Source organism: Rhodococcus sp. NPDC055024 (assembly GCF_053608585.1).
The window spans coordinates 279,251-296,724 of sequence record NZ_JBSGVT010000004.1 but is presented as its reverse complement, the minus strand read 5'-3'; the positions used below and the strand labels follow the sequence as shown (position 1 = coordinate 296,724).

The window sequence follows — 17,474 nt, the reverse complement described above, 5'->3', positions numbered from 1 at the left end:
TCAGGGCTGTCCCGGAAGCAGTTCGATCATGAGCGCCTCACCGTCGGCGAGGAGCTTGCCGTCGAGATCGGTCAGGCGCGCGCTGACAAAAGTCTTGCGACCCTCGACCCGATCCACCTGCCCCTCGATCACCAGTTGTTGATTGAGCGGAGTGATGGCGCGGTAGTTGATGTGGAGGTAGCCGGTGCGGGAGATCGGACGGCCACCCGCGTGGACCGTCATCCCGAAGACGTCGTCGAAAAGCAGGGGCAATACGCCGCCGTGAGCGGCACCGTTGCCGCCCAGGTGGTAGCGACGGAAGACACCGGTACTGCGGACTCCTTCGGTGTCGAACTTCTCGACCATCCACGGAAGCATGAGGAGGCTGCCGCGACCGGGCAGTTGAATGTTGGAACCCGCGGGCGACTTGCCTTCCGGGACCTCGTACGGCGTCAACCGATCGGCAAGCTCCTCGGCCTGCGTGGCGATGTCCGCGAGTACGTCGTCGGGCACGTTGGTCGAGACCGCAAGGTCCTGCAACCTGCGCATCGCCTCGACGAAGCGGCCGAAGTCCGGACCTGCGGGAGTGTGCCGGAACCGCGGAAATCCGCCCCGCTTCTCACCGTCTGTGACGATCTCCGTGCCGTCTGCGGTTTGTTCGCTCATGACCTGCACGTTAGCGCGCCCGGGAACGTGTTCTACCTCAGGTATCCGTTAGACGCGCGAGGCGTGCCTCTATCGTGGCTCAGGTGACCTTCAACCCGCAGCTCTGGCGCCCTGTCCCCGGATTCGAGAACCTCACCGACATCACCTACCACCGGCATGTCAGCCAAGGCACCGTTCGCGTCGCCTTCGACCGACCGGAAGTGCGTAATGCGTTCCGCCCGCACACCGTCGACGAGTTGTACCGAGCCCTCGATCACGCCCGCATGACCTCCGACGTGGGAGCGGTCCTCCTCACCGGCAACGGACCGAGCGAGAAGGACGGCGGCTGGGCGTTCTGCTCGGGCGGAGACCAGCGCATCCGTGGCCGCAGCGGCTACCAGTACGCCGAAGGTGAAACAGCGGACACCGTCGACAAGGCACGCGCCGGACGCCTGCACATCCTCGAGGTTCAGCGCTTGATCCGCTTCATGCCGAAGGTAGTCATCTGCCTGGTCAACGGCTGGGCTGCGGGCGGCGGCCACAGCCTGCACGTGGTGTGCGACCTGACGCTCGCGAGCCGCGAGCATGCTCGCTTCAAGCAGACCGACGCCGATGTCGGAAGCTTCGACGGCGGTTACGGCAGCGCCTACCTGGCAAAGATGGTGGGCCAGAAGTTCGCCCGCGAGATCTTCTTCCTGGGTGAGACGTACACCGCCGAGGAAATGCATCAGATGGGCGCCGTCAACAAGGTTGTCGACCACGCGGAACTCGAGAACGTCGCGATCGACTGGGCCGGCAAGATCAACGGCAAGTCGCCGCAGGCACAGCGGATGCTCAAGTACGCGTTCAACCTGCAGGACGACGGGTTGGTCGGCCAGCAGCTGTTCGCCGGTGAGGCAACGCGTTTGGCGTACATGACCGACGAGGCCGTCGAGGGTCGCGACTCGTTCCTCGAGAAGCGCGATCCCGATTGGTCACCATATCCCTGGTACTTCTGAGACAGTAGGTGTGAGACGGGAGGCCGGACGTGGAGATTCTGAGTAGCCGTACGATATTGCGCCCGAGCGAGTACGAACGAACGCTGAGCTTCTACCGAGACACCCTCGGTTTGGCGATCGCTCGTGAATACCCAGGCGGCACAGTCTTCTTCGCCGGCCAAGGGCTGATCGAGGTCGCTGCGCACGGCGGCACCGGCGAGGGTGGGTTTCGCGGCGCGATCTGGCTGCAGGTCCGTGACCTCACTGCCGCTCAGACCGAACTGGTTCTCGCCGGGGTCAAGATCGCCCGCGAGGCCAGGCAGGAACCGTGGGGTCTGCACGAGATGTGGATCGCCGACCCCGACGGGACCCCGATCGTGATGGTGCAGATCCCGGAGGACCATCCCATCCGACGCGATTCCCGGCCGCCGTCCGTGTAACTGTCAGACCCGGTGTAGCCGAGACACCACTGTTTCCGAGACACCACTGTTTTCGAGACCGACAGATGCCCGCCACGAACTTTCCGTGGCGGGCATCTGTCGGTCCTTCGCAAGTTCAGTTGCGCGTGCTCAGCGCCTGAGAGATCTGATCGGTCTGGGCCTGACCCTCGAGCAGTTGGCGAACCAACCACAGCCGCAGCACCTTTGCCACTGATGCGGCCAGGAAGAGCGCAGCGCCGACCACCGTCAGGGCGAGGAAAACCACGGTGAGGATCTGGTACGACACCAGATCACGCAGGTCCGAGAGCGTCAGCGAGGAGATGTAGACGACGAAGGCGCCGACCACTCCGACGACCATGAGCACCAGGCCCGCGATGCGCGTAGCAGCGTCGCCGCCTGCCTGCTTCTTGTCCAGCTTCAACTCTGCGATGTTCTTCTTGAATTCCTCACGGCGATCTTCGGCGAGAGTAGTCATCGTCATCCTCCTAGATAACTGGTAGAAAGTTCGTTTTCGATGTCGTGCGGATCGCCGGTTTTCACGACGCGTCCCTGCAACATCAGTGCGGCCGAGGTCGCGATGGGCAGCACCGCTCGCGCGAACTGCTCGGCAACCAGAATGGAAATGCCTTCGGCTGCAAGTGAGCCGACGACGTCGTACATCTGCGAGACGATTCGAGGTGCGAGTCCCATCGACAGCTCGTCGAGCAGGAGCACCGTCGGGTGAGTGCCGAGTGCCCGCGACAGCGCCAGCATCTGCTGCTCACCACCGGACATCGATCCGGCCAACTGTCCGCGCCGCTCCCCCAGGATCGGGAACCTGCCGTACGCAACCTCTTCGAGTTCGGCCAACCCGACGCCCGTTCCCGTGGCGATCCACAGATTTTCGCGCACGGTGAGGTTCGCGAAGATCCCGCGTCCCTCAGGGATGGAGCAGACACCCAGCCGCGCCAACTCCGAAGGCTCGACGCCGTTCACGACCTGGCCCGCGAGCCGGAACTCTCCGCGGGTGACGGGCAGGATTCCCGAGCAGATCTTGAGCGTCGACGTCTTGCCGCCGCCGTTGGGCCCGAGCAGCGCCACCACGGCGCCGGGTTCGAGAACCAGATCCACCCCGTGCAGAACCTCGATGGACCCGTAACCGGCGCGGACACCGGACAGTTCGAGCAACGGTTCGGCGCGGTCGGGGCTGCGTATGCCCTCATCGATTTTCGCCTCGCCAATTTTCGCTGAAGTCATACCGCCTCCTCCTCGGTCCCGATGTAGGCCGCGATCACTTCCGGATCCGTTCGGATCTTCTCCGGATCACCCGAAGCGAGGACAGCGCCGTAGTCGAGCACGTGAATGGTCGAGCACACCTTCATCACCAGCGGAATGTCGTGCTCCACCAGACAGATTCCGAGTCCACCCGCAGCCAGTTCGGTGAGCATCTCGGCAAAGACCTCGGTTTCCTGCTCGGTCTGACCCGAGGCCGGTTCGTCGAGCAGAAGCACTCGCGGGTCGGTCATGAGGGCTCGTGCAACTTCGACGACGCGAGCACGTCCGGTGGGAATGTCCGCGACGTCCTTGTCCGCGACATCCGTGAGCCCAGTCAGCTCCAGCAGGCGATCGGTCTCGCCGTCCACATCGATCTTGTTGCGGCCGTTGGCCTTGTGGATGTCTCCCGCGACGCGCAGGTTGTCACGCACCGACAGCGAGACGAACAACTCGAGCCGCTGGAAGGTACGTGCCAGCCCTCGACCCGCACGCTTGTGCGGCGGCAGCTTCGTCACGTCGACGCCACCGAGGAACACCTGACCGGAGGTGGGTTTCTGCAGCCCGGTGATGGTGTTGAAGAGCGTCGTCTTGCCGGCACCGTTCGGTCCGATGAGTCCCGTCACCGTGCCGGGTTGCACGGTGAGCGAAACGTCCTTGACCGCGACGTGTCCACCGAAACGAACGCTCACACCGCGTGTTTCGAGAAGTGGTGCATCAGACATGAGCGGTCAACTCCTTCGGCGAGCCGCCCTGGTACTGAGGAATCCCCAGTTCGCGGTCGATCTCGTCACGGATCTCGGGGCTGTACGGAACGGCGATCCCGACGTCCTCGGGAACGATTGTCGACTTGGCAGCCAGTTCTTCCGGGGTGAGAACCGCACTGGGCACGACCATCTCACCGATCACCGGCAGCATGAACACCACGGCAATCGTGATGGACGCGAACCACCAGTTGCCGAGCACGCCGGTCAGTGCAAGGACGTACGTCAGCAGAACAACTGCGGCGCCGCCGATCAGAACCGGCCTGGCATCGGCAAGCCTTCGGTAGCCCTCGATCACGCTGTGGACCGTTCCGCTGGGGTTCGCGCCGACACCGATGCCGATCAGTGCCGGGCTGACGGCCGCGATGTTGCCGAAGAGCAGCCACATTCCCTCCAACTCCGGTTGCGCCGAAGCCAGATTGGTGAACGAGACCATGATGACGGCAAAACCGATTCCGGCCATGAGCCCACCGAACAGGGCACCGGTCACGTATCCGATACCCGCGACGACGGTCAGCATGAGCAGCGAGAGGCTGACCATGATGGCAAAACTCTCGCCCGAAACGGAACCCATGGCGCTCGACATCAGAATGCCGCCGAGGCCGGCAATCCCCGAGGAGATCATGAAGACGCTCAGCTTGAGCCGAACCAGGCTCTGCCCGAGCATGGCCGAACCGGCCGGGCTGTCCTTCATCGCAGCGAGTCGGCGCCCGTAGCCGCTGTTACGCAACGCGATGACGCCGACGCCGAGTACCGAGAACAGCGCGGTCACGGTCATCAGGAACACCGTCTCGTTGCTCAGATCGAGCGGGCCGATCTTCAGCGGCGGCAGGGCGATGTTGCCGTCCTTGAACAGCGAGTACCGGATGCCGAACATCTCGTGTTCGGTGGTGTCACGAAGGACCATGTTGGAGAGGAACACTCCGAAGGCCATGGTCGCAAGCGCCAGATACAGTCCTCGCAGCCGCAGCGCCGGTAGGGCGACCAGGCCGCCGATGACTGCGGTGACCAGGACTCCGACGACGATGCCCCACAGGTTGAGGTGCGCGGCCAATCCGGAACCGGAGATCCCGAAGTGGAAGGCCACGATGGTGGCGATAGCGCCGAAAGACACCGGCGCCAAGTTCAATTCACCCGCATAGCCGGTGAGGAGGGTGAGCGAGAGTGCGATGATCGCAAACGTCATTCCGATGGTCAGTGTGGTGACCGCGGACGTCACCATCAGCAGACGGATCAGGTAGACGATGACGATCAGGGCCACGCCCCAGACGACGGCCTTGCGCACGCTCGGCACGTGGTAGCGCTCGCGAGTACGAGTGACCGCACCGCGCAAGCGGTCCTGAGGTAGGACGATGAGTACGACGAACAGCGCGATCATCGGCAGGGAGACACGGAAATTCGACGTCCAACTCCAACTCGTCGGGAAGTACGCCAATACGTACGTACCGGCAAGCCCGAGAACCACGGCGCCGACAAAGGTGCGCGGGATGCTGCGCAACCGGCCGAACATGGCCGCGGCAAACGCGTCGATCACCAAGAGTGTCAGCATGTTCGCTTCGAGCGTGCCGCCGCTGATCGGGGTGATCAGGATGCCGGCGAGGACGGCGAGCGTCGAACCCATCGCCCACGAGAGTGCCGCGAGGCGCTCCGGATTGTGCCCGTTGAGGCGCAGTAGTTCCGGATCGTCGACGACGCCGCGCATCGCGACGCCGGCGCGGGTGCGCGTGAACAGGATCCGCAGGCCGACGGCAATGGCGATCGCAACGAGGATGCAGATCAACTCGTGGTAGCGGATGCTCGCGCCGAACACCGTGATCTTGGACTGGTCGCCGAAGAACATCTGCATCGTCCGAGCAGTTTCGGGGTGCCAGAACCAGTGCGAGATCGAGAGCATTCCGAGCAGGATCGAGACCGTCACAACGATTTTGGTGACCTCGGCGGTATCGCGCAGACCCTTCATGATCAGGACGTACAGGCCCAGGCCCATCAGTGGCCCGACCAGGACGAGTGAAATCAGCAAAGCGACGACGGTGGGAAGTTCCCAGCCGTAGCGCAACTGCCAGTAGATGAACGCACCGAGCATTGCCTGTGCACCGTGCGCGAAGTTGAAGATGCCTGACGTGTTGTACGTGAGCACCAGCCCGGAAGCGGCGATCGCGTACACCGATCCCAGGACCAGGCCCAGGATCGTGAAAGTGACAAAAGTGTTCATGGCTGAACCCTCGTTAGGGACTCGGGCGGCGGTTGGCGCTCACCGCCCGAGTCAGGAGAATCAGGACTGCGGCTTGATGACGTTCGCGTTCTGGTACTTCGTCGACACGCGGTCGGTGCCGAGTTCGGTTCCCCAGGTGCTCTTGTCGGTCGCGACGAGGTACTTGGGGTCACACTTGAATTCGCCCGCGGTCGACGGGAACGCCTGCGAGTAGGTATTGCCCGTCAGCGCGGTCGTGAGTCCGCAAGTGGCCGGCATGTTCTTGCCGGGATCGGTGGCGGCGTGCAGTCCGCCGCCGTCCCACTCGTGAATGCTCGAGAGTTCGTCGACCATGCACTGGCGCGTCAGATCGCTGCCGCACTCGTCCGCGGCGGCTGCCCACAGCAGGAACGACGACGCCGCCTGCATACCGAGGAGCGCGGTCTTGCCGCCCTGCTCGGAGACCAGATCGACGTACTTCTTCACTGCGGGCACCTTGTCCGCGTTCTCGAGCATCTGGAAGGTCATGCCCGCGTTGAGGTTGTCGAGCAGGCCGGTGTCCTTGTTCCAATCAGAGACGGTCGCGCCGTACCAGGTGGCTTCACCGAAGAAGATGGGGTCGATCCCGACCTGGTCGAGGGCCTTGACGAAGTTCAGCTCCGAAGGGCTCGCCGATCGTGACGTCCAGATACCCTTCGCGCCGCACTCCTTGAATTTCTCGGCAAACGGCACGTAGCTCGATTCACCCTCGTAGTTGAGGGTGACGCCACAATCCTTGAGCTTGAAGCCCGCAGCCTCGGCAATCGAACGAATCTTCGTGGTGGAGCTGATGATCGTGGGCATCGTGCTGTTGACGACGTCGAAGTCGTTGACCAGGTCGGGGTGCATCTCGGCCATCTGGAACCACTGCGAGCCGTTCGCGTAGTCGACCGGGAACGGGACACCCTGGAATGTCATCGGCCCGTTGGCTGCGTCGGGCGAGACGGTGAAGCCTGGCACGGACACCAGGTTGCACGCGACACGCGTCTGCTCGGCGGTCTGATCCATCGCGAAGCCGTAGCCGACCATCATGAACTGGCTTGCGCACGCTTCCTGCATAACCGAGTTGGCCTGCGTCATCGCGGCGTCGTAGTCGGTTCCGACGACCTTGCGGCCGTTGATGCCGCCCTGATCGTTGCACCACGAGATGAGCGCGTTCACCGCGTCGCTCATTTCCTTGTTCAGCCCCGGAGACTTCACGTACCCGCGGTCGTCGCCGAATCCGATCTTGATCTCGGTGTCGCTGACGCCCTGATCGGTTGCGCCGGTGGCATCGCCTTTGCCACACGGCGAATCGAGGGTGCCGAACTTCGCATCGGAGGTGCTCGACGCGACGTCGGCGCTGACGCCTGATCCGCCGACAGCGACGGCGTAGGGATCGTCACCACGATTCGATGCGCAGGCTGATGCCAGAACGGCGGTCGCGGCGAGTGCCACGATCAGCTTCGTGGACTTGTTGGGCTTCACGGTCGGAGCTCTCCTTCTCACTGACAGACACCGAGATACAGGGGTGAAACCCCTGTTCCGGTGCGCTCGGTGCCCGTAGGTAATCAGCGTTTAAAACGGCCCGAATGTGCCTTCCCGGTGAGTGAGACCAAAAAGTGAGGTCCCACACAGGGTTCGAAATTCGTGGCGCTGAACACATCACGAACGGCAGCGCCGCAGCCCACGCGCGGCGACGTACTCCACGGAGCCGCTGTTCGCATCCCGTTCGCTGTACTTTTACGCGTTCGATACGCACAATTCACGTTGTGACCGCAGAGCTTTTAATCCTCCTGGTGGTAGTTGTCACCGCCCTCGCGTTCGATTTCACGAATGGTTTTCACGACACGGGTAACGCAATGGCCACCTCCATCGCGACCGGTGCACTCAAGCCCAAAGTTGCGGTCACACTTTCCGCGATCTTGAACCTGGTCGGTGCGTTCCTGTCCGTCGAGGTCGCCGCAACCGTGGCCAAAGGCGTCGTCAACCTCGGCGCGGTCAGTGGGCAGGATCTGCTGCTGATCGTGTTCGCCGGTCTTGTCGGCGGAATCATCTGGAATCTGGCGACCTGGCTGCTCGGATTGCCGTCGAGCTCCTCGCACGCACTGTTCGGCGGATTGATCGGCGCCGCAATCGCCTCCATCGGTATGGGCGGCGTCGAGTGGGGCGGGGTCCTGACCAAGGTCGTCGTCCCCGCAATCCTCGCGCCGGTCGTCGCGGCTCTGGTCGCCGGCGTCGGCACCAAGCTCGTGTACCGAATCACCGCATCCGTCAAGGAAGACGAGCGTGAGCGCGGTTTCCGCTACGGCCAGATCGGCACCGCCTCACTGATCTCACTTGCGCACGGCACCAATGACGCCCAGAAGACGATGGGCGTCATCTTTTTGGCCCTGGTCGCTCACGGCACCATCACCGCCGAAACCGAGATGCCGTTCTGGGTGAAGTTCACCTGTGCCGTCGCGATCGCTCTCGGCACCTACCTCGGCGGTTGGCGCATCATCCGCACCCTGGGCAAGGGCCTTGTCGAGATCGCCGCGCCGCAGGGTCTGGCAGCCGAAGCGTCGTCGGCCGCAATCATCCTCACGTCGAGCCATCTCGGACTCCCCCTCTCGACCACCCACGTCGCCACCGGATCCATCCTCGGCACCGGCATCGGCCGCAAGGGCGCGGAGGTCCGCTGGGGCGTCGCAGGCCGAATGGCCGCCGCCTGGCTGATCACGCTGCCGTCGGCCGCCGTCGTCGGCGCTATCTGCTGGGCACTCGCGCATCTGGTCGGCGGACTTGCCGGGGTGCTCGTCGTCTTCGCCGCTCTCATCGCGTTCGCGATCTTCATGTACCTGCGTTCGCGTAAGGAACCTGTAGACGCGGCCAACGTCACCGCTGAATGGGACGAGAATCCGGATGTGACGGCTCGAGAGATTCCGGTCGTCGATCCCACTCCGTCCACCGAACCCACTCGCAACTCCTGAAAGGGGCGCAAGAGAATGCATCTACTCACCGATACCCTCGATTCGCTCTGGCAGGTAGTGGCAGTCGGACTGCTCTTCGGAGCCGGACTGCCGGCGATCTTCGCCTTCGGCCTCAAGTCGCTGAGCCTGCCGAACGCCGACGGCACCGAAGGGCCTTCCACCCTGGGTAAAATGGGTGCGTACCTCTGTTTTGCGGTCGTGCTCGTCACGATCTTCGCCGGAATACTGTTGTTGATGAAGAACTTCTTGGCCAGCACGTTCGGAATCCACGTCTTCTGAGTGGTCGTCGCGGCACACCACTGAAACCACCGAAACGAAAATGAGGCCGAGGATTTGAGCAAGTATTCATTGCGCAGCGTGCTCGACTGGCTGCGTGCCGGGTACCCCGAGGGCATCCCGGACAAGGATCATTTTGCGCTGCTCGCCGTTCTCCGTCGTCGTCTGACCGACGAGGAGATCGAGCAGGTCGTTTCGATGTCCATCGAGTCCGCACACGAGGTACCGGACCGGCACGTCGACTACGACACCATCCGCGCAATCATCGAGGGAATCCTCAACGAGGAGCCTTCCGAGGACGACGTCGATCGTGTCAGCGAGAGACTGCGTGCAGGTGGGTGGCCGGTCATCGAAGACGCGGAATCCGACAACGAAGTTCGAGACGTGAGCTGACGTCATGGCCCTTCCGCCCTTCCTCACGTCGATAGTCGGCTGGTTGCGGGCCGGCTATCCCAATGGCGTCCCTGAGCAGGACTACATCCCCCTCTTCGCACTTCTCACTCGCAGACTCTCCGAAACCGAGGTCGACGCCGTCGCCGACGCGTTGATCGAGGACGGCGATCTGCCCATCGAGAAGACCGACATCCAGGTCCTCATCACGAAGATCACCAACGAGATGCCACTCGAAACCGACGTCGACCGCGTGCGAAGCCATCTGGCTGCCGGTGGATGGCCGCTGGCCGGGCCGGACGTCCGGTGAACGTTCTTCGCACACTGGCCGTTCCGCAGGGTGAGGCGATTTTCGAGGTCCTGCCGCGCATCGCGCAGATCCTCGAAGGCAAGCACGACGCCGTGCTCCCCGTCCCGGCGGCCGACGCACGCGAGACGGCCCGCCTGAGCGATGCACTGCACCCCGATCAGCCCATCGACGACGGTGTTTCGCTGATAGTCGCAACCTCGGGAACCACCGGCACTCCGAAGGGTGCGATGCTCGCGGCGAGCGCACTGCGGGCCAGCGGCGACGCGACGCATGAACGCCTCGGCGGGCCGGGATCCTGGTTGCTGGTTCTCCCCCCGCACCACATCGCCGGGATGCAGGTTCTGTTGCGCAGTGTCCTCGCCGGAAGACAACCGGTGATCGTCGACGTCAGCGCGGGTTTCGACCCGGCGGCATTGCCGGGCGCTGTCGCCGCGATGAGCGGACCGCGCCGCTACACCTCGTTGGTGCCGACGCAGTTGGTCAAGGCACTCGGTGATCGCGCCGCTGTCGAGGCGTTGGCTTCGCTCGACGCTGTCCTGCTCGGCGGCGCTGCGACTCCCGCACCGGTACTCGCGCAGGCCACCGAAGCTGGCATCACCGTCGTCCGCACCTACGGGATGAGTGAGACGTCCGGCGGCTGTGTGTACGACGGAATCCCGTTGTCCGGGGCAAAGATTCGTATCGACGACGGCCGGGTTCTGCTGGGCGGGCCGATGCTCGCGTCCGGGTACCGCGGGCTTCCCGACCACCCTGCTTTCGCCGAGCCCGGGTGGTTCCGGACCGACGACGCCGGATCGGTGGTCGACGGGGTCCTGCGCATCAGCGGCCGACTGGACGAAGCTATCTCCACCGGCGGGCTGACCGTCGTACCGCAGGTGGTCGAGGCCGCGTTGGCAGATCACCCCGCCGTTCGCGAGTGCGCGGTGATCGGCATCGAGGACAAGCGTCTCGGGCAGCGGGTGGTGGCCGTCGTCGTACCAGAGGGCGAAGCTCCGACGCTCGAGGAACTGCGCACACATGCTCAGCGGACACTCGACGTCACCGCAGCGCCGCGGGAACTCTTCATCGTGGACGCGCTCCCCCTGCGTGGACCGGGCAAGCTCGACCGCGCCGCCCTGGTAGCGCGGTTCAGCTAGCAGCCGCAGCACTATTGTTCAGCCGCAGGCCTGACCAGCCCCGCGGCTGCACAATCAGCGCGCGGCTGCGCGGAGGAACCGCCCTACCCGGATTGTCGCCGCGGTACTTGACCATCCCGTCGAACTCGCCCACCACACCGTGCTCTTTCCAGAAGAAGTCGACTCGTCCGATGAACCGGCCACCGTGACGGATCTCGTGCTGCAGGGTCGGCTTCGGCCAACCGTCGGCGCGCATGCGTACGCGGCTGATGGACTCCCCTGGGCTCTCGGCACCCGGTTCGATGAACTCCGCCGCCACTCGCGCACGACTCATGCCCAGCCTTCCGCGCGCATGATCGAGCGAAGCGTCGACGTCCTCACGTCTCATCCCGCGTCGCAGGGCGCAATCGCCGATCACCACGGCGTTCTCGAACGAGGTCGTCCGTGCGAGGTCGACGAACGTTCGCGCAAGTGACGTGGCTGCGACACCGTCGATCAGCACGACCTCCTCGGGCGGGACCACTGCTGGATGAAGATGCAAGGTCTGACTCTTCCGCCCACCCGAGCACCGGTTACGCGTCATGTGCACGGTGCCCAATCGCAATCCGCCGCAATCCAATCCGTGCATGACCGCTGCCGAAGCGTGGCTCACGATCGCACCTGGACCACAGGTTTCAGCGGCCGCGAGGACAGCGCACCGGTGGGGTGCTCTCTCATCGAGTTCGCGAAAGTGATCGGCTCGCATGTAGATCCCCGCTGCGATTCGGTACAGCTCACCGCGCCTGACCGCTCGCTGCAACTGCGCGTCGCTGGTGCCGTCCCGGTGAGCCTGCGCCCGCGTGAGAATTCCCATGCAGCGAGCGTGACGCCATCGCGCCCGCACACCGACAAACAAGATCCGTCTGGGGATTGTTTGCCGGTTGTGGAGCACCGACCTCGCGCGCTGTGCAAGTAACCGCAAGTTCCACGCAAGGTCCATGCAAGATCGATCTGCCAAGCTTCACCCCATGAACCACACAGCTTCGCCTCTTGCCATCGAGGCCGACGGACTCGTCAAGAAGTTCGGCGAGCACCGCGCGGTCGACGGCGTCAGCCTCACCGTCCCCACCGGCTCGGTCTTCGGCGTCCTCGGGCCGAACGGCGCCGGCAAGACCACCACCGTCCGCATGCTCGCCACCCTCCTTCGCCCCGACGGCGGTGAGGCACGCATCTTCGGCCACGACGTCAGCCGTGAACCCACCGCAGTCCGCTCCCTGATCGGCGTCACCGGGCAGTATGCCTCCGTCGACGAGGACCTGACCGCAACCGAGAACCTCGTGATCTTCTCGCGACTGCTCGGCCTGAGCCGCCGCGATGCGCGCACCAAGTCCCTCGAACTCCTCGAAGAGTTCGACCTGGTCGAGGCCGCGACCAAGCCGCTCAAGAACTTCTCCGGCGGTATGCGTCGACGCCTGGATCTGGCGGCCAGCCTGATCGCTCGCCCGCCGCTTCTGTTCCTCGACGAGCCCACCACGGGCCTCGATCCGCGCACCCGCGCCCAGATGTGGGTGACCATCCGACGATTGGTCGCCGAGGGTTCGACGGTGATGCTCACCACGCAGTACCTGGACGAGGCCGATCAGTTGGCGGATCGCATCGCGGTGATCGACCGCGGCCGCGTGATCGCCAACGGCACTGCCGACGAACTCAAAGCTTCGGTCGGGATCTCCTCGCTCCAACTCAAGCTGGTCGATCGTGATCGCACCGAGGAAGCTCGCTCGCTCATCGCGTCGGCGCTCGGCGTCGAGGTAGGTGTCACGCCCGAGGTCGGACGGATCACCGCCCCGTTGAGCGACCCGTCGATCACCGCCGACCTGCTGATCCGCCTGCGCGAGCAAGGTATCGCCGTCGACGAGATCAACGTACAGAAACCCAGCCTGGACGAAGTGTTCCTGACCATCACCGGGCACCAGCCCGAAGACGGTGGACGCAACGACGCCCAGTCCGACAACGACTCCGATCGGAGCGTCGCATGACAACCACCCTCACCAAACCCCGGTCACCGATAGCCCAGCCTGATGCCGCGCCCCGCCGCATCAGCCTGCAGCAGAGCTTCGCGAACACGTTCACGATGGCGTACCGCGGAATTCTCAAGATCAAGCACAACCCCGAGCAACTGTTCGACGTCGTCATCCAGCCGATCATCTTCACGTTGATGTTCACCTACATCTTCGGCGGCGCGATCGCCGGTGACGTGACGGCATATCTGCCGACGATCATCCCCGGCATCTTGGTTCAGACCGTCATCACCGGTTCCATCGTCACGGGCACCCAGCTTCGTGAGGACATGGACAAGGGCGTGTTCGACCGATTCAAATCCCTTCCCATCGCTCGTATCGCCCCGCTGTCCGGAGCATTGCTCGCCGACGTCGTGCGCTACGGCATCGCCACGACCATCACGTTCATCGTCGGTTTCGCGATGGGATACCGCCCCGCGGGCGGCGTGGTCGGCATTCTGTCCGCCGCGATCCTGGTCATGGTGTGCGCGTTCTCGATCAGCTGGATCTTCGCCCTCATGGGCGTGCTGATGAACAAAGCGTCCACGGTGCAGGGCGTTTCGATGCTCGTGCTGTTCCCGCTGACGTTCCTGTCGAATGCGTTTGTCGATCCTGCCACCATGCCGAGTTGGCTTCAGAAGTTCGTGAACGTCAATCCGGTCTCACACCTGGTGACCGCGGTTCGCGAGCTGGCCAACGACGGTCACTTCGGTATCCACGTCGTGTGGTCGTTGGTGGGCGCCGCGGTGATCGTTGCCGTCATGGCACCTCTGACCGTCCGGATGTACATGCGCAAGACCTAAGTCCCGCAACACTGTCCAGCTCTAATCCAGCACCGGTCCGCGAAGCACAGCCAACGCTGCTTCGCGGACCGCCCTACGTGAGTAGCCCGACACCTTCTCCGTTTCCACTGACCACCTGTCGGCTCCGACCACACCAACGGCGAAGTCGGACAGGCGCGCATGGTGGAGCGAGACGAAGTCTTGTCTCCCGGGCATTTTCAACGACAGAGCCATCAGTTCGACACCGCGGTCGATGTTGCCCGTCACTAGATCGAACGAGCCGATCGCCGACGCCAAGGAACCCGCGAGCGGCAGGTCCGCATAACCGTTCGGATCGAACTTGAGAGCACTCGAATCCTTCATCTGAAGAACCCGACCGGCTACGAGTTCGTGTCGTCCGTGAACGACGTGAGCACACACGGCCGCGGCACCGAGCAGAACGACGAAGGGATCACCGAAGATGTTCTCGATTGCAGGACCCAACAGTTCCAGTGCTTCTCGATACCGAGCCAGGCCGTCCTCGATACGGCCGTCCGCGAGATCCGCCTCGGCAATGCTCGCCATGAGTGCCGCGCGCCGTTGATCGGTTTCGATCGCACCGGTCCCGGTCGAGTGCGCCAAGGCCGGGCGCGCCCGATCGAGAAGTGTTCGCCCGCCGGCGGTGTCACCGGATGCGATCATCGCTCCGGCTTGGAAGCAGATGAGCTGCATCGCCTCGTCACGCGCGCCGAGACGTTCCATCGACGCCGCCGCAATCGCGTAGAACGCAATGGCGTCGCCGTAGCGGGCGGACTGGCTGTGAACCGACCCGACATGCTGGGCTGCCATCGCCAGTCCCCACTCGTCACCGACACTGGTCGCGTAGTCGAACAGAGCCTGCCCGTCCAGCAATGCGCCGCGCAGATCGCCGATGTTCTCCCGCATGTTCGAACGCGCGGACAGCGCAGCCATTCGGGTCTCGGGGTCGGAGCTGCGAACGCCCTCCGCAACCAACCGCGCAAGTTTGTGGTTGGCGATCCCACTCGTGGAAAGTCTGATCAGAAACGCAAACAACGGACCGAGATCATCACGCTCACGCAACAACTTTCGAAGACGAACCCGTGCGCGGGCATGGTTTCGATCGGCCTCCCCGAAATAGAGATGCATCGCCACCAGGATGAACGTGGCACCCACCAGTTCCGCGTTCACGTCGCGCAGATCGTTGTCCGCGGTAGCCCCGACGATCTTCGACGCCCAGTTCGAGATTTCCGAGTTCGATCCTCGCACTGCCCACAGAATCGCAAGGACGGGAAAGACGTTGGCCACGGTGACCGCGTCACCGCGCTCCACTGCCCAGCGAAGAACTGCGAGAAGGTTGTCGTGCTCGGCGTCCAGGTCGGCAATCAGACGCAGCTGATCGGTGCGCGCACGCACGACGGCGTCCTCGGCGATCGCGATCGCCCAGTCATCGAGGCGCCGAATCACTTCCGGCCCCTCTCCGGACGCGGCGAGTTGCTCCTCGCCGTATTCACGGACCGTCTCGAGCATGTAGTAGCGAAGCTCACCCTCCCCGTCGCTGACGGAAAGAAGAGACTGATTCACCAGCGCCTCGACGGCACCGGCCACATCGGTCAACTCGCCCCACCCGGCAACGGCCTGCGCCGAGCAAAGCGTGAAGCCTGCCGGGAATCGGCACAACCGACGCAGCGCAATCTGATCGCCGCCGCCCAGCAGATTCCAACTCCAGTCGATCACCGCGTGCAGAGTGCGATGCCGATCCGGAGACGTCGGATCATCGGAGCGCAACAACGCGAACCGATCTCGCAGTCTCGAACCGATTTCGTCAACGCTCATCGTCCGGACCCGAGCGGCCGCGAGTTCGATCGCCAACGGGAGTCCGTCGAGCGTCGTACACAGCTTGACGACGGCGTCGACGTCCAGATGAACCGAAGGCCGCACCGCGCGGGCTCTCGCCGAGAAGAGCTCGACTGCCGAGCCGGTTCCGTCGTCGATCGCCAACGGCGGCAACGGGTACACCGCCTCGGCGCTGATCATGAGCGGAGATCGACTGGTGGTCAGTACCGTCAGCTGACGGCCGGCCGCGATCATCTCGGCCACGATCTCCGAACACGCGCCGATCACGTGCTCGCAGTTGTCGAGGATGAGCAACATCGGACCGGCCGACAGCGCCTCTTTGAGTCGTTCTCGCGCCGAATGCGTCCGGCCGACGGTCAATTTGCCTGGAGCCAGGTCGGATTCACTGATTCCGAGGGTGCCGCCGATGGCCGCGATCACATCTTCGCTGCTACGCAACGACGCCAACTCCACCAGTACCACCGACACGCCCGGGTGGTTCACGGATGCACGCAGACCCAATTCGTGTGCAAGGCGGGTCTTTCCGGCACCACCGGGACCGAGAATCGTGACAACGCGAGAGCGAGCGAGCAAGGATTCGATCTGGTCGATGTCGTTGTCGCGACCGAGCAGGGTGTTGGGGGCAGCCCGCAAACCGATCGCACGCGCAGCCCTCGGCGTAGCCGCCGGCGCTCCGAGAAGTTTCGCGTTCAGAGTCACCAGCGCGGGCGACGGATCGGCGCCCAGACGGTTGGCGAGGTGGTTGCGGAACTCCGCGAACACCTCCAGTGCCTCGTTGACTCGGCCGGCTCCGGCGAGCGCACGCATCAGCGCTTCGGCTGCCGTGTCGTCGAATGGACTCGCCAGGTGCCGTCCGCGCACCAGTGGAATGGCTGCCGCGTACTCCCCCAGCGTGAGGAACGCGTCGATCTGCGCCGTCTCCAGTTCGTCGTACACGCGGCCCGCGTCGACCGCCAGACGATCTGCGACGTCGCCGACGACGTCGCTCCCAGGTGTGCCGCGCCACAGGCGCAGCGCCTCGGTCGCGGCCGCAAGTGCCTCGGACGCGTCTGCGTCGCCGGCGTGCAGGCGACGGGCCGCGTCCGCTGCCCTGGCCAGGTCGACGCGCGCTCTGGCGAGAGTGAGCCGGTATCCGGCCGCCGTGACCTCGAGGGCCCCGTCCGGGAGTGCAGATCGCAGGCGCGAGACCTGAGTGTGGAGGGCGTTCATCGGTGAGCGCGGCGGCTCCAGCCCCCAGACGTCGTCGATCAGGCTCTGCGCGGTGCGTGGCTCACCGGGATTGCGAGCCAGCGCAACCAGCAGAGTTCGAGCTCGCGGACCCGGCAGCGGAACCAGGCGATCGCCCACTTTGGTCGAAACGGGTCCGAGCAAGGCAATGTCTGCCAGGTCTTCGCCCGACTGCGCGTACCTGGCGCGCTCACTCACGTCTCGAGTCATGTGCTGATCCACCGCGTTCGATCGTATTGCACAGTGC

17 protein-coding genes are annotated in these 17,474 nt (G+C 64.2%); 9 read left to right on the top strand and 8 right to left on the bottom strand.

Features of this window, described 5'->3' with window-relative positions; all coding sequences use genetic code 11:
- Nucleotides 1-645 (bottom strand): PaaI family thioesterase, encoded by a 645-nt coding sequence (locus tag ACWF6P_RS12215; RefSeq protein WP_037129937.1) that lies wholly within the window; start codon nt 643-645, stop codon nt 1-3.
- 83 nt (nt 646-728) lie between these two features.
- Here ACWF6P_RS12215 and ACWF6P_RS12210 point away from each other — a divergent pair, with 83 nt between their 5' ends.
- On the top strand, nt 729-1,622 hold the full coding sequence (locus tag ACWF6P_RS12210; RefSeq protein ID WP_024487301.1) for a 1,4-dihydroxy-2-naphthoyl-CoA synthase: 894 nt from the start codon (nt 729-731) through the stop codon (nt 1,620-1,622).
- 29 nt (nt 1,623-1,651) lie between these two features.
- Nucleotides 1,652-2,041: a VOC family protein gene (locus ACWF6P_RS12205; protein WP_230812137.1), complete on the top strand. Its 390-nt coding sequence runs from the start codon at nt 1,652-1,654 to the stop codon at nt 2,039-2,041.
- A gap of 115 nt (nt 2,042-2,156) precedes the next feature.
- Here the strand turns inward: ACWF6P_RS12205 and ACWF6P_RS12200 are convergent, their stop codons facing one another.
- From ACWF6P_RS12200 to ACWF6P_RS12180, 5 genes are read right to left on the bottom strand one after another with little or no spacing between them, the layout of a single operon-like run.
- The gene (locus ACWF6P_RS12200) at nt 2,157-2,516 is read right to left on the bottom strand and encodes a hypothetical protein (protein WP_003942018.1); all 360 of its coding nucleotides are present in this window, start codon (nt 2,514-2,516) and stop codon (nt 2,157-2,159) included.
- A gap of 2 nt (nt 2,517-2,518) precedes the next feature.
- Nucleotides 2,519-3,277: an ABC transporter ATP-binding protein gene (locus ACWF6P_RS12195; protein WP_378548642.1), complete on the bottom strand. Its 759-nt coding sequence runs from the start codon at nt 3,275-3,277 to the stop codon at nt 2,519-2,521.
- Nucleotides 3,274-4,017, bottom strand: coding sequence for an ABC transporter ATP-binding protein (locus ACWF6P_RS12190; RefSeq protein WP_050656716.1), 744 nt, complete (start codon nt 4,015-4,017; stop codon nt 3,274-3,276). Before ACWF6P_RS12190 ends, ACWF6P_RS12195 begins: the two co-directional genes overlap by 4 nt.
- On the bottom strand, nt 4,010-6,268 hold the full coding sequence (locus ACWF6P_RS12185; RefSeq protein ID WP_452621164.1) for an ABC transporter permease: 2,259 nt from the start codon (nt 6,266-6,268) through the stop codon (nt 4,010-4,012). Before ACWF6P_RS12185 ends, ACWF6P_RS12190 begins: the two co-directional genes overlap by 8 nt.
- A gap of 60 nt (nt 6,269-6,328) precedes the next feature.
- Complete coding sequence (locus tag ACWF6P_RS12180; protein ID WP_452621163.1) at nt 6,329-7,753, bottom strand: ABC transporter substrate-binding protein; 1,425 nt, start codon at nt 7,751-7,753, stop codon at nt 6,329-6,331.
- Nucleotides 7,754-8,037: 284 nt separating this feature from the next.
- Here ACWF6P_RS12180 and ACWF6P_RS12175 point away from each other — a divergent pair, with 284 nt between their 5' ends.
- Genes ACWF6P_RS12175 through menE form a run of 5 tightly spaced genes read left to right on the top strand, consistent with a single transcriptional unit; the run spans nt 8,038 to nt 11,349 of the window.
- Nucleotides 8,038-9,237 (top strand): inorganic phosphate transporter, encoded by a 1,200-nt coding sequence (locus ACWF6P_RS12175; protein WP_378548634.1) that lies wholly within the window; start codon nt 8,038-8,040, stop codon nt 9,235-9,237.
- 15 nt (nt 9,238-9,252) lie between these two features.
- A complete protein-coding gene (locus ACWF6P_RS12170) occupies nt 9,253-9,516 on the top strand; it encodes a hypothetical protein (RefSeq protein WP_003942079.1) in 264 nt (87 codons plus the stop codon).
- 54 nt (nt 9,517-9,570) lie between these two features.
- Nucleotides 9,571-9,906: a DUF3349 domain-containing protein gene (locus ACWF6P_RS12165; RefSeq protein WP_378447163.1), complete on the top strand. Its 336-nt coding sequence runs from the start codon at nt 9,571-9,573 to the stop codon at nt 9,904-9,906.
- Nucleotides 9,907-9,910: 4 nt separating this feature from the next.
- A complete protein-coding gene (locus ACWF6P_RS12160; RefSeq protein WP_003941976.1) occupies nt 9,911-10,213 on the top strand; it encodes a DUF3349 domain-containing protein in 303 nt (100 codons plus the stop codon).
- The gene (gene menE / locus ACWF6P_RS12155; RefSeq protein ID WP_452621162.1) at nt 10,183-11,349 is read left to right on the top strand and encodes an o-succinylbenzoate--CoA ligase; all 1,167 of its coding nucleotides are present in this window, start codon (nt 10,183-10,185) and stop codon (nt 11,347-11,349) included. Before ACWF6P_RS12160 ends, menE begins: the two co-directional genes overlap by 31 nt.
- Here the strand turns inward: menE and ACWF6P_RS12150 are convergent.
- Nucleotides 11,342-12,181, bottom strand: a complete 840-nt coding sequence (locus ACWF6P_RS12150; protein WP_452621161.1) for a type IV toxin-antitoxin system AbiEi family antitoxin domain-containing protein — start codon at nt 12,179-12,181, stop codon at nt 11,342-11,344. The two genes, menE and ACWF6P_RS12150, sit on opposite strands and share 8 nt — an antisense overlap.
- Nucleotides 12,182-12,335: 154 nt before the next feature.
- Here ACWF6P_RS12150 and ACWF6P_RS12145 point away from each other — a divergent pair, with 154 nt between their 5' ends.
- On the top strand, nt 12,336-13,343 hold the full coding sequence (locus ACWF6P_RS12145) for an ATP-binding cassette domain-containing protein (protein ID WP_452621160.1): 1,008 nt from the start codon (nt 12,336-12,338) through the stop codon (nt 13,341-13,343).
- A complete protein-coding gene (locus tag ACWF6P_RS12140; protein WP_003941848.1) occupies nt 13,340-14,167 on the top strand; it encodes an ABC transporter permease in 828 nt (275 codons plus the stop codon). Before ACWF6P_RS12145 ends, ACWF6P_RS12140 begins: the two co-directional genes overlap by 4 nt.
- 21 nt (nt 14,168-14,188) lie before the next feature.
- On the opposite strand, the gene ACWF6P_RS12135 is transcribed toward ACWF6P_RS12140, so the two are convergent.
- The gene (locus ACWF6P_RS12135) at nt 14,189-17,437 is read right to left on the bottom strand and encodes a BTAD domain-containing putative transcriptional regulator (protein ID WP_452621159.1); all 3,249 of its coding nucleotides are present in this window, start codon (nt 17,435-17,437) and stop codon (nt 14,189-14,191) included.
- Nucleotides 17,438-17,474 lie beyond the last annotated feature (37 nt).